The organism is Rhodococcus qingshengii JCM 15477 (assembly GCF_023221595.1).
In the GTDB taxonomy this organism is placed as follows: domain Bacteria; phylum Actinomycetota; class Actinomycetes; order Mycobacteriales; family Mycobacteriaceae; genus Rhodococcus_F; species Rhodococcus_F qingshengii.
On record NZ_CP096563.1, the window covers coordinates 4,603,761 to 4,617,071 of the forward strand.

Consider the following 13,311-nt stretch of genomic DNA (forward strand, 5'->3'; position numbering starts at 1 on the left):
TCACACATCTCGACTCGGATCTGAAGACGACGAACATAGACAAGGCAGCTGACGCTCGATGACCAAACGCGCACTCATCACAGGGATCACCGGACAGGACGGTTCCTACCTGGCAGAACTGTTGTTGGCCAAAGGTTACGAAGTTCACGGATTGATCAGACGCGCATCAACTTTCAACACGTCACGCATCGATCACCTCTATCAGGACCCTCACGAACTGGGCGCACGGCTGTTCTTGCACTACGGTGACCTGTCCGACGGCGCACGACTCGTCACGCTCCTGTCGAAGATCGCACCAGACGAGGTATACAACCTCGCTGCGCAGTCGCACGTGCGGGTCAGCTTCGACGAGCCCGAACACACAGGCAACACAACCGGAATCGGGTCTATTCGTTTGCTCGAAGCAGTCCGCATGACGGGATTGCAGTGCCGCTTCTACCAAGCTTCGAGTTCAGAAATGTTCGGAGCCAGTCCGCCTCCACAGAACGAGGACACCCCGTTCTATCCGCGGTCGCCGTACGGCGCTGCAAAGGTGTACTCGTACTGGGTCACCAGGAACTATCGCGAGGCCTACGGAATTCACGCGGTGAACGGGATCCTCTTCAATCACGAGTCACCCCGCCGCGGTGAAACATTCGTCACGAGAAAGATCACGCGTGCAGTCGCGCGAATCCAGGCCGGGATCGAAGATTCCCTGTACCTGGGCAATTTGGACGCGGTCAGGGACTGGGGCTACGCACCCGAGTACGTCGAGGGTATGTGGCGGATGCTTCAAGTCGACGAACCAGATGACTACGTGTTGGCCACTGGAGGAAACTTCACGGTCCAAGATTTTGTCGTGGCCTCATTCGAACATGTGGGTCTCGACTGGCAGAAGTACGTCAAATTCGATCCTCGCTACCTTCGCCCCACAGAGGTGGACGCTCTGGTCGGCGATGCAGGCAAGGCCGAGGACAAACTGGGCTGGAAAGCGACAGTACAGACCCCAGAATTGGCTCGAATCATGATGGACGCCGACATCGCAGCATTGGCGCATGCCGGCACACCGTGGATCGACACGCCGCATCTCCCTGATTGGAAGATCTCGCTCTCATGATCACAACGAAATCGATTGCACCTCTTGATCGCAGCGCCCCGACTTACATCGCCGGACACAAGGGACTGGTGGGATCCGCGCTCTGGCGCAAGCTCGAACAGAGTGGCTTCACCGACCTGATCGGCCGCACATCTGCCGAACTCGATCTGCGAAACCGAGCAGACGTATTCGCCTTCTTCGAAGCCGCCAAACCGTCGTGCGTCGTCTTGGCTGCCGCGAAGGTCGGAGGAATCGTCGCGAACAACACGTATCCGGTCGATTTCATCTCCGACAACCTTCAGATCCAGACCAATGTGCTCGACGCAGCGCTGCGGCACGGCGTGCGCCGATTGCTGTTCCTCGGGTCCTCGTGCATCTACCCGCGCCTGGCGCCACAGCCGATCAGAGAAGATCAATTACTGAACGGCCATCTCGAACCGACCAACGACGCATATGCGATCGCCAAGATTGCGGGAATCATCCAGGTCCAGGCTGTTCGTAGGCAGTTCGGGTTGCCCTGGATCTCGGCGATGCCGACAAGCCTGTACGGACCCGGCGACAACTTCTCGGAGAATGTTTCGCACGTACTTCCTGCGATGATCCGCCGTCTCGACCAAGCCAAGAACGAGGGAATTGAATCAGTCACAAACTGGGGTTCGGGGAGCCCACGTCGAGAATTCCTCCATGTGGACGACTTGGCCGATGCACTCCTTCACCTACTTGACACCTTCGACGAGTCCGGGCATGTCAACGTCGGTACCGGTCACGACGAAACCATTAAAGAGCTCGCAAATATTGTGGCCGAAGCAGTGGGATATGAAGGCCGAATGGACTGGGACACAAGCAAGCCCGATGGTGCACCGCGCAAACTACTCGACGTGTCCACATTGATGGCCACCGGTTGGAAACCACAGATCTCAACCCGCGAGGGCATCGAGTCGACCGTAGCCTGGTATCGCGAGCACGTACGGGATTCGTCTGCAGCGGTCCGACTGTGAGCACAAACCGCACTCTGTCCGGGTTCACCGGTGCAGGATACGACAAGGGACGCGGCCCGCTGGTTCAAATCTCCTGGCTCGCGATTTCCGGTGTGCTGCTTTCTCATTGGTGGTGCCCCAATGGAGTACGCGTTGCAGTTCTCCGGCGGTTCGGTGCCGACATCGCCGACGGGGTCCTGATTCGACACCGCGTCCGTATCCACTGGCCGTGGAAACTGACGGTCGGAGCAGACTCGTGGATCGGCGAGGGAACATGGATACTCAATCTCGAACCCGTCACGATAGGGGCGAATACGGCTATCTCGCAGGATGTCCTCCTGTGTACGGGCAGTCATGATCACCGAAGTCCCACATTCGAGTTCGACAATGCTCCCATCGCCATCGGTGACCAAGCATGGATCGCCGCCCGTGCGACGATACTCCGCGGTGTAACGATCGGGGACAACGCAATCGTCGGCGCGACGGCTTTGGTGACGTCCGATGTTTCCGCCGGAGCCACGATGTTGGCGCCACGGGCCGGCGCTGCACGATGAAGATACTGCAGATCGTCACTCTCTTCTCACCGGACGCCGCCTACGGAGGGCCTATCAGGGTCGCCCTAAATCAGTCGAAAGCATTGCAGGACAATGGGCATGACGTAACTATCGCCGCGGGTGAGCGTGGATACGCGGTGCCACCGACACGCGAGCAGGGTATCGCTCTGCAGTTGTTTCCGGCGCGAACCGTGATCCCCAAAATCGGGTACGCGGGAATCGGCGCGCCGTCGATGCTTGTGTGGCTTCGCAAGCACGTCCGAGAATTCGACGTCGTGCACATTCATCTCGCGCGTGACCTGGTGACCCTTCCTGCCGCGAAATTGGCTCTTGCATACGGTATTCCAGTTTTCGCACAAACTCACGGGATGATCGACGAGACAGACAAATTGCTGGCAAGGCCGTTGGACGCTGCTTTCACGATCCCGGTCCTCAAACGAGCACGGACAGTGTTCTATCTGACCGAACGAGAGCACACAGACCTGCAGTCTGTTGTCGGAGACAGTCGCGTCAACTTGGTGGAACTCAACAACGGGATCCCCGAGGCCGAAGACCTCGAGTCACGGCCAGTCAACAGTTGCGACCCGCCCGAGGTCCTCTACCTCGCACGACTACAGGCAAGAAAGCGACCCCAGGTCTTCGTCGAAGCCGCAAAAGAGTTGTTGGACAGCGGACACACGGCGCGCTTTTCGATAGTCGGACCGGATGAGGGTGAAGCAGAAGCCGTCAACCGACTGATCGAACGCTCCGGACATAGCAATTGCATCCAGTACGAAGGCCCACTACCGTTCGACAAGTCTCCCGAACGATTTCGTCAAGCCGCTGTATATGTCTTGCCTTCCGTGAACGAACCGTTCCCGATGTCTGTACTCGAGGCGATGGCCGCTGGACTGCCCGTAGTCGTCACCGACACGTGCGGCCTCGCACCACTGATCCGGGATGGTCGGTGTGGCCTCGTGACCGATGACGCCACCGAATCAGTGACCGCGGCGATCTCGTCGCTCTTGAAGGATCCCGTCGCCGCTGCAGAGATGGGCGCCCGCGCGCGAAATGTTGCTCGCGAACGACTAGGAATGCCTGCCGTTCGTGCGGTGCTCGAAACCCAGTACGGGCTCTGAGCGGCTCCCACATCTGCACTACAGGAAGTAATTGTGAAATCCACTCGCCCCAAGGTCCGTCGACGCGTACTCGTTCTCAGCGGGATTGTCGGCGGACTTACTGCAATCACTGCCGCCGGCTGGCCGGTCTACGTCGATCCGGTGATCGACACACCCGAAATGGCCGACGCGATAGTTGTTCTCGGCGGTGATCACGACGGCAGAGAAGAATACGGACTGTCCTTGGCCGAGCAGGGCTACGCGCCCCAGATCATCTTTTCGAATCCGTATCGAAGCAATGATCCGAGGATCACCGCAATATGCGAGGGCACCTACGACTTCGAGGTCAGCTGTTTCAAGCCAGATCCGTCGACCACGCGTGGTGAAGGACAGGAGATTCGGCGTCGCGCCGAGGCACAGGGATGGAAGCGTGTCATCGTTGTGACCTTCGTTCCCCATGTCTCTCGCAGTCGCTACATCATCAACCGTTGCTGGGACGGTGACATCGACGTAGTCGCGGACCCCCGACCACTTCCGGTCTGGGTCTGGGCCGCGAACTATGTGTGGCAAACCGCCGGGTATGTTCGCGCCCAGTTCCAGGAATGCTGACTGCCTCTGTCCGGTCAGTACGCTCCGTCGCTCCTGAGCACTGCGGATACGGTCCTGGTGATGATCGAGATATTCTGCGCCGCAGACCAATTCTCCACGTAGGAAGAGTCGAGACGAACAGATTCTTCCCAGGAGAGATCACTGCGACCACTTACCTGCCAGAGACCGGTGATGCCAGGCTTGACCAGCAGGCGCCGGGCAACCTCGTCGTCGTACATCTCGACCTCGCGACGCAATGGCGGCCGCGGGCCGACAACGCTCATCTCTCCGCGAATGACGTTGAAGAACTGCGGTAGCTCGTCGATACTCAATCGACGAAGGATCTTGCCGACGGACGTGATTCGTGGATCCTCACGCATCTTGAACAACACACCTCCGGCGCCTTCGTTGTCCCCCATCAGATCGACAACCTGCTGATCGGCGCCTTCCACCATGGTACGAAACTTGAACATGGGGAACGGTTTCCCGTTGAGGCCGATGCGTTCCGCCTTGTAGAACACCGGGCCTTTGGACGTGAACTTGACTGCAGCGGCAGCGGCGAGCATGACCGGCGCCACGAGGAGGATCATCAGCATCGAGAACACCGCGTCGAAAACAGCGGGCTCAAGCCGGTTCGCGCCATGGTAGCGCGGCCGCGCAACGTGAATCAACGGGAGTCCCGCCGCAGGGCGAAACATCAAGCGAGCCTTCGACACATCGGCCACGACCGGTGAAACCACCATGTCGACGCCCTCGGCTTCGAGGTCCCACATCAGTTTGCGAATGCCCACCTGTCCGAGGTCTTCGGTCCCGGTTACGATGACGGTGTCTGCGCCACTTGCGCGCATCGCCTCGACTACCTCGAACTCGTTGCCCATTACCGGGACTGCTGCTCCGTCGACAACGATGTGATCGTCCAACGCGGTCGCCCGACGCGGAATGCACGCTCCCACAACGTCGTAGCCTGCCGAGGATTCCCGCACGAAGGCACGCGTAGTAGCAACGACGGACGCATGTCCACCAACCAACAGCACCGAGTTACGGCAATCCCCGATCGCACGCTTCTTTCGAATGTCGCGTCGCCAGAGGTAGCGTCCGAGAAGCAGCGCAGCGAGTCCGACGGGCAGTGCGATCATGAGGTAGCTTCGCGCAATTCCCACGCCCAGAATGATCCCGGCCAATGCGCCTACTCCGAAGACCTGGCCGGTAGCGAGCAGTACCTTCTCGTACTCGTCACTGCCCTCGCCCAGCATCGCCTGATGACGGCTACGCCCCCGTGCGAGGGCGATCATCCACAGTCCGCCCAACGCTGCAGACGCGATCACTTTAAGTGGTGTCAGCCACTCGATGGGATGCGGCCACATACTGCCGATCTGAGCGAGTGCGATCACGAACAGGACCGTGATCGAATCGCTCACTGCGATCCGCTTCCGGTATGCCCGGCGCCAGTCTGTTCCGACATGAGCGGAATCCTGCGATACCGCCGACCGGCTCTCCACCTCAGCATGAACGCTCATTTGCCATCAGTCTTTCTTGTCATACGAACGGCGTCAGCGGATCGAACGGCTTGGGGGATCGCTGATCGGTAGCCACCGCGAGCGTCCAGGTACGGCAACACCCCGCCGGTTGCCGTACCTCGCTGCTCGCAGTGCAGAAATGAACCGTCATCGGACCCCCCTACATAACCGCCGATCAAAGGCCAATACATGCAAGAAAACGACCCAGTGTTGCTCATTTCGTACGTAAACATACCTTAGGTTTGTTTCAACTGCACTCACCAAGCCCAAGCTATTTTCCGATTGCCAGGTGATTACCGGGCAATTACGTCAAAGTGGGCTAATCCTCCACGTCTTCGAGACGTCTTCCCTCACGAATCCGAATGTCGGCGATCAGCATGTCCAGGGCGCCCAGGAGTGCAGTGTCGGCGCGTCGGCACTGCTCGATCAGAGCTTCCAGATCAGCTTCATCGGCGCTTTCGATCACACCAGCTTTGGCGGCCCTGCTCAGTACTTTTTCGGCGAGGAGCAACGGCGGCTGCGACCGAGCGATGCCGTCCATGGATGACGCGCGAGCCTTCTCGGCAGCCTTCAAAGCGTCCCACGCCCGCTCTTGCTCAGCGATGTCGACCGCCCCGGAACTGACCAGGTGCGGGCTGCGGTGCACGAGTTTCGCGATCAATGCACCGGCCACGTCGTCCAATTCGAAAACACCGTGTGCTTGAGCGATCCGCGAGTGGAACAACACCTGAAGCAACAGGTCTCCGAGTTCCTCCCGAAGATCGCTCTCGTCGTCGCTTCGAATCGCGTCGAGTACCTCGTAGGTCTCCTCGACGAGGTAAACGGAGAGGCTCTCGTGCGTCTGGGTCGACTCCCAACCGCCGCGATTCCACAACCGGTCCATGATCGACGCCGCTTCCACCAGTCGATCGCCGTGAATGGGTTTGGCGCGAATCATCTTTACCCCAGCGGCAGACAACGCCGCGATCTTCGGCTCGGCGGTGTCCATCATCACAGTCACCGCGGCGCCGGGTGTCGTGGCCGGCAGTGCGCCGCGTACCGAGTCGGGGACGTCCGGGTCGATATCGATCGCGCCGGACAGGAACGGGAGCGCCTCCAGCGGAAAGACATGCGGCCGCAAAGGATCGAGCAGTACGACGACGGGCGATTCGTTCACCGTGTGCTCACGCCTCGACCAGGACGGCACCGGCGGCGCGCCCGTCAATCGCCAGGATGAAGTCCGCGATGTACTGGAGCAATTCGACGTCCCGCAGGCGATCCGAGCCGACTCCGCCGGTGCGAGGCAGCGGGAGTTGCACGAGCCCGGTCGTTGCCCGGTACTGCGCGCTCGGATAGATCCTCTTGAGCCTGATCTGTTTGGAATCGGGCAGTGACATAGGCGAGATCTTGAGCTGAGTTCCGGTGACGGCGACTTCCTCCAGTTGATACTCGCGGCAGAGCAGTCGAAGCTTGGCCACCGAGATCAGCCGTCGAACCTCTTCGGGCAGTGGGCCGTAGCGATCGACCAGTTCTTCGACTACGGCAGCGATGCCGTCGGAATCAGTTGCCGCAGCGAGCTTGCGGTACCCCTCCAACCTGAGCCTGTCACTGGTGACGTAGTCGGGCGGGATGTGCGCGTCCACCGGTAGGTCGATCCGGACTTCCTTCGTGCCCTCGTCCATTGTGATCGGTTTGCCGTCGGCTGCAGCCCGGAAGGCTTCGACCGCCTCACCGACCAGCCTGACGTACAGATCGAACCCGACCCCCGCGACGTGGCCGGACTGCTCTGCGCCCAGAACATTTCCGGCTCCACGGATTTCGAGGTCCTTCATCGCGACGGCCATACCCGCGCCGAGGTCCGAATTCTGCGAAATCGTTGCCAGTCGGTCGTATGCCGTTTCCGTCAAAGGCTTTTCGGCCGGGTACAGGAAATAGGCGTATCCACGTTCACGACTACGCCCGACGCGTCCGCGAAGCTGATGCAACTGCGAGAGGCCCAGCGAATCCGCACGTTCGACGATCAGTGTGTTCGCGTTCGAGATGTCCAGACCGGTTTCGATGATCGTGGTACAGACCAACACGTCGAAGTCGCGTTCCCAGAATCCTTGCACGGTCTTTTCGAGAGTGTCCTCGTTCATCTGACCGTGCGCGACGACGACGCGAGCCTCCGGGACGAGTTCACGGATCTTCTTGGCTGCCTTGTCGATCGAGCTGACACGGTTGTGTACGTAGAAGACCTGGCCGTCGCGCAGAAGTTCACGCCGGATGGCCGCGGCAACCTGCTTGTCCGCATACGCGCCGACGTACGTGAGGATCGGATGACGTTCTTCCGGCGGTGTGAGGATCGTGGACATCTCGCGGATCCCGGCCATGCTCATCTCGAGAGTACGAGGAATCGGGGTAGCCGACATCGTCAGGACGTCGACGTGGGTGCGTAACGCCTTGATGTGTTCCTTGTGCTCGACTCCGAATCGCTGTTCCTCGTCGACGATCACAAGCCCGAGGTCCTTCCAGCGAATACCGGTCTGCAGCAACCTGTGAGTACCGACGACGATGTCGATCTCACCTTCCGCCATGCCGGCGATGATTTCCTTCGAGTCCTTGGCGTCGGTGAACCGGGACAGCCCTCGCACCTTCACCGGGAACGACGCCATTCGTTCGGTGAAGGTCTGAAGATGTTGCTGTGCAAGCAGAGTCGTCGGCACCAGCACCGCCACTTGCTTGCCGTCCTGCACTGCCTTGAACGCGGCGCGGACGGCGATCTCCGTCTTGCCGTACCCGACGTCACCGATGACCACCCGGTCCATCGGAACCGGCTTCTCCATGTCGGCCTTGACCTCACTGATAACGGTCAACTGGTCGATCGTCTCGGTGAACGCGAATGCGTCTTCGAGTTCCTTCTGCCACGGTGTGTCCGGGCCGAACGCATGCCCGGGAGCAGCCTGACGCGCTGCGTAGAGCTGAACCAGCTCGCCCGCGATCTCACGAACTGCCTTGCGGGCCTTACGCTTGGTGTTTGCCCAGTCGGATCCACCGAGCTTGCTCAGCGCCGGCAACTCCCCACCGACGTATCGGGAGAGTTGATCGAGCGATTCCATCGGGACGAACAGACGATCGCCCGGGTGACCGCGCTTGCTCGGCGCGTATTCGATGACCAGGTATTCACGACGCGCCCCACCGATGGTGCGTTCGACCATTTCGACGAACCGGCCGATACCGTGCTGATCATGCACGACCATGTCCCCTGCCGACAGCGCGAGGGGATCAACCTGATTGCGGCGCTTGGCCGGCAAGCGCTTTCCGTCGCCGACCGCAGCAACGCGGTTGCCGGTCAGATCGGACTCGGTGACGATCACCATCCCAGGCGTCGAGTCGTCGCCGGCGAGTACCAGTCCGTCATGCAGTGATCCGCGGAGCACCGCGACCTGTCCACGGGCGGGGGTAGCGCCGGCATCGAGCATCTTGGCGGGCACTTCGGCTTCACCGAGTCGCTCCACGACGCGGCTTGCGGTTCCGGCACCTGCCACCACGATCGCCGCGCGACCGCCCGTGCTCACGTGCGCCCGAAGGCTGACGAACAGCTCGGCCAACAGGTCGTCGGAACCGCGCACCTGCGGTGCCGCACGCACCGGGAGTTCGAGTTCTTCACCGTTTCCCGACGCCAGCGGGCTGACTGTCCACCAGGGTCTGCCGGCAGCTTCGGCAGATTCGCGAACATGACGAAGCGACCGGTACGCGGAGGCACCGAGATCGACTCCTCCGCCGTTGAGGATCGACGTGTCGAGCGGTGCAGCGCCGCCGATCGACGCCGCCGTCCACGATGCTTCCAAGAATTCCTGGCCGGTGCGCACCAGGTCGGTGGCGCGGGTGCGCACCTTTTCCGGATCACACAGAAGAATGTGCGCCCCTTCAGGAAGTACATCGGAAAGTAGCTGCAGTTCACCGGGTTTGAGAACCGGGAGCAGAGCTTCCATCCCCTCGACGGGGATACCTGCCGAGATCTTGTCCAGCATCTCGACCAACGACGCGTCAGCCTGGTTCTCAGCAGCGAGTGCGGCAGCTCGATCACGAACATCAGCTGTCAAAATCAGTTCACGACACGGCGGCGCGATCACGGAATCGACGTCGACGTCCGCTAGCGAACGCTGATCGGCAACTGAGAAGTAGCGAAGCTCCGATACCTCGTCACCCCAGAATTCGATACGGACCGGATGATCCGCCGTCGGCGAGAACAGGTCGAGAATGCCACCACGGACCGCGAACTCACCACGCTTTCCCACCATGTCGACGCGGCTGTACGCCATCTCCACGAGACGAACCAGAACGGAATCGAAATCGATCTCGGTGCCGACGCGCAACGTGATCGGTTCTATCTCGCCCAGGCCTGGTGCCATCGGCTGAACGAGAGAGCGCACCGTGGTGACGATCACCCGAAGTGGCGATCCGTACGAGGCGTCGTCTGGTCTGGCGAGTCTGCGCAGTACCTCCACCCGTCGCCCAACGGTATCCGCGCTCGGCGACAGTCGCTCGTGCGGCAATGTTTCCCACGACGGAAACTGCGCCACGCCTCCACCGAGCATCTCGGTGAGTTCCGAAGTCAGATCGTCGGCTTCACGACCGGTGGCCGTCACCAGCAGCACCGGCGTGCGAGCGGCGAGTGCAGCGGCGATGAACGGCCGAGCCGGCTTCGGAGCCACGATGTCCAAGGCGGCCGAGCCGATGGATTCGATCACCGGAGTGAACGCGGCATCTGCGAGGGCGACCTCGGCGAGTCCAGCGAGCGCAGTCTGGGCAGAGGACAAGGAAGTCAACGAACGCGCTCCTGAACAGTAATGACGGGTTGCGGACGCACAGCCCGAGCGCAATATCCCCACCGAGGCAGAGTTGTGCGCCGGTTCGATTCTATCGGTGTGCGATCTCGCAGCGCAGTCCGATCCGTTCAGTTTCCCGTAGCACTCGTCTTCTTCGACGTCCGCTTGGACGGCGAGGATTGTGTGACCGGAGTGATCGGCGGCGCCACGGCCACACTCACGTGCGAGTTGAGCGCCCGAACGCGACCGATCACTTTCGTCGCCTGACCGGTTCTCCGTAGGCGTACAGTCCTGCGACCGTTCGGCGCGAGGTGGAACCAGGAGTCTTCGGGCTCGAAGCCCTGCAGTTCGAGGGCAACGTATTGGGCTGAAGCATCCGTCGAGACGTCGACTACCCACTCCGAGTCACCGACGTTGCGCGCTGTGGCAACAAGTCCGACCGATCGCTCGCGAGGCCGCGCCGAGCCACCCAGGAGGTGGACCACTTCGTCCACCATCTCGCCGTCTTCGTCCTCGAGTGTGACGGTGACGGCGTCGTATGTCCGCGCCCCGAACCGAAAGACGTGAGTGAGGTCGGTGAAACGGCCGACAAGGCTGTCCACGGACCAGGTCAGACTTGAATGCGCTTCCACCTTGACCGGTAGCGCGACGTCGACCGGGACGACACCTGACCGACTGTGCGCTCGAAACCTGATCTCGCCGACGACAGGTTCGGCGGTCTCGTTGATCGCGTCGAGCCTCAATCCGTCCATACCGTCGTCCGTGACGAGGAGCGCAATCGGTTTGGCGCTCCTACGGAGCACGAACCACGGAGCTTTGGGGCTGCCGCTCCAATCGAGGACCCCCCATCCCGGTCCGGGCTCCAGGTCTCGCAGTGCGAGTGTCAAGGCGCCGTCGCACCGAGAGTCCGGGCGACGCCAGTATCCGAGCGTCGATGCGAACGCCTCACATACAGCTGCTCGCCCCAGGTCGAGATAGCGTTCCGGGTCGGACCACCGGACTTCACGAGCGTCTTCGCCGAAAAGCGCGTAGACGTAGTGGTCCCGAACATCCTCGAAATCCCACGACGATCCGTTGTCCCTAGGCACCGCGGCTTTCCATGCCGGGTGGTGCCCCGCGACGGCGAGTGAACCGAATTCGTTCTCGATCACGGCATTCGACGGTGGAATCGAAAATGCCAATGATTCGGTCGCAAAACGTACTCGCGCGCTGAGCACGTCGGCCAGTGGACGACGATAGGCACCCACCCCGAAGTAGTGAGCGACCCCGCTTCCGACATGCGTTGCCAATTGCTCGCCCCCGCGAGGCGCCGAGGGGGACGACGTCACGTACTCGAGTTCGGGTGCCACCGTCGAGATCAACTCCGGCAGTCTCGAATGAATGAGCGGGATGTGTTGATCGACCAAGCCCAGCATGGTCGGCTGCTGTTCGGTCTCGCTGCCGCCGCAGAAGACTGCCAAAGCGGGATTTCCGCGCACTCTGTGCAAGAACTCGGTGACCTCGGAGGCAACGAGTTCGAAGAATTCGTCGGTGTCGGGCGGATCGAGCGTCGCCAACATCATGTCCTGCCACACGAGAATGCCCAGTCGCGCGCATTCCTCCCAGAAGTGGTCGCTCTCGTAGACCATCGTCCCCGGGATTCGAATCATGTTCAGGCCGGCCTCTGCCAGGCGTTCCAAGACGCGAGTGGTGCCGGCGTCGCCTTGAAGCGAGATCGGGTCGGTCGGCACCCACACCGAACCACGGCAGTACACCCGGATGCCGTTGACATACAAACGGAATCCACCATCGGATCTGTCGACCTCCACCGTCCGGAAGCCAACTGAACCGAGATGCTCGGAGACTCCGACCGCTTCCATCGTCACCGGATAAGTGCGCGGGGTGCCATGAGTGTGCGGCCACCACAACTTCGCTTCCGGCACTTCGACGACGCCGGACACCTCGAGAAATCCATCCGGTCCGGCGGATACAGCCAATTGCCGCGAGTGTTCGCCGACACGCACGGTCACGTACTCCAGCGAGGCCGGCAATCCGGTGAGCCGAGCACTGACGGCAACGCGACCGGTTGTGCCGTCAACACTCGCATGCTTGACAGCAGAGACTACGGCGACAATCCCCTTGTCCAACAAGCGGATACCCCGCCACGGACCCACCGGTACCGGCACACCACTGAACACGGGAGCCATACCGAGCATCGTGGTTCGGATCCACCGAAGGCCCTGCTCACGGACCATCGACGAGCGCCAACGTCCTCGAGGACGCCTCGATCTCAAAATCGCGGAGAGAGAATGAAAATGAACAGCCACCTGGACACGTTTACCAGCGCCGACTCCGGCCGGAATGCTCACTTCCCCAGGTGCGAACATGGATTCAGTGGACGCGACACGGACACCGCCGATCCAGACATCCGCAAACGCCGTCATACCGTCGAACTGGAGCAGCCACGACCCCTCACCAGTCGTGGCCACGGTAGTCACGAACCACCAGTCCGACGATGAAACGGATGATTCTGAAACAGACGACGAAACGGACTTTGTGCGTCCGGCGTCCGTTTGCGCCGCACGTAACGCACCGACGACTGTTCCAGGCACGGACGCTGCGACCCACTCGGTCACGGCTTCGAGGGCATCCGGGTCAGATATGGATCCGGGTTCGGTTGCAGCGCATCGCCATATCGCGCCGGCCAGCAGGTCTGCTGACGAACGTGGCACTG

9 protein-coding genes are annotated in these 13,311 nt (G+C 61.1%); 5 read left to right on the plus strand and 4 right to left on the minus strand.

The annotated features are described in order from the left end of the window. The first annotated feature begins 58 nt into the window (after positions 1-58). Genes gmd through M0639_RS20910 form a run of 5 tightly spaced genes read left to right on the plus strand, consistent with a single transcriptional unit; the run spans position 59 to position 4,312 of the window. Positions 59-1,096: a GDP-mannose 4,6-dehydratase gene (gene gmd, locus M0639_RS20890; protein WP_007728857.1), complete on the plus strand. Its 1,038-nt coding sequence runs from the start codon at positions 59-61 to the stop codon at positions 1,094-1,096. Further along, the gene (locus M0639_RS20895; protein WP_007728859.1) at positions 1,093-2,073 is read left to right on the plus strand and encodes a GDP-L-fucose synthase family protein; all 981 of its coding nucleotides are present in this window, start codon (positions 1,093-1,095) and stop codon (positions 2,071-2,073) included. The genes gmd and M0639_RS20895 overlap by 4 nt, the downstream gene beginning before the upstream one ends. Then, entirely contained in the window at positions 2,070-2,606 is a 537-nt protein-coding gene (locus tag M0639_RS20900; protein WP_030536277.1) for a DapH/DapD/GlmU-related protein, read from the plus strand. The genes M0639_RS20895 and M0639_RS20900 overlap by 4 nt, the downstream gene beginning before the upstream one ends. After that, positions 2,603-3,724, plus strand: coding sequence for a glycosyltransferase (locus tag M0639_RS20905; protein WP_030536278.1), 1,122 nt, complete (start codon positions 2,603-2,605; stop codon positions 3,722-3,724). Before M0639_RS20900 ends, M0639_RS20905 begins: the two co-directional genes overlap by 4 nt. Positions 3,725-3,757: 33 nt before the next feature. Then, the gene (locus M0639_RS20910; RefSeq protein WP_007728868.1) at positions 3,758-4,312 is read left to right on the plus strand and encodes a YdcF family protein; all 555 of its coding nucleotides are present in this window, start codon (positions 3,758-3,760) and stop codon (positions 4,310-4,312) included. A gap of 14 nt (positions 4,313-4,326) precedes the next feature. Here the strand turns inward: M0639_RS20910 and M0639_RS20915 are convergent, their stop codons facing one another. The 4 genes from M0639_RS20915 to M0639_RS20930 form a co-directional block, all read right to left on the minus strand. Next, positions 4,327-5,808, minus strand: coding sequence for a sugar transferase (locus M0639_RS20915; protein ID WP_064074061.1), 1,482 nt, complete (start codon positions 5,806-5,808; stop codon positions 4,327-4,329). Between the two features lie 319 nt (positions 5,809-6,127). Next, entirely contained in the window at positions 6,128-6,964 is an 837-nt protein-coding gene (locus M0639_RS20920; protein ID WP_007728872.1) for a nucleoside triphosphate pyrophosphohydrolase, read from the minus strand. Positions 6,965-6,971: 7 nt separating this feature from the next. After that, the gene (mfd, locus tag M0639_RS20925) at positions 6,972-10,598 is read right to left on the minus strand and encodes a transcription-repair coupling factor (RefSeq protein ID WP_064074060.1); all 3,627 of its coding nucleotides are present in this window, start codon (positions 10,596-10,598) and stop codon (positions 6,972-6,974) included. Positions 10,599-10,726: 128 nt separating this feature from the next. Next, positions 10,727-13,309, minus strand: coding sequence for a glycosyl hydrolase 2 galactose-binding domain-containing protein (locus M0639_RS20930; RefSeq protein ID WP_064074059.1), 2,583 nt, complete (start codon positions 13,307-13,309; stop codon positions 10,727-10,729). Positions 13,310-13,311 lie beyond the last annotated feature (2 nt).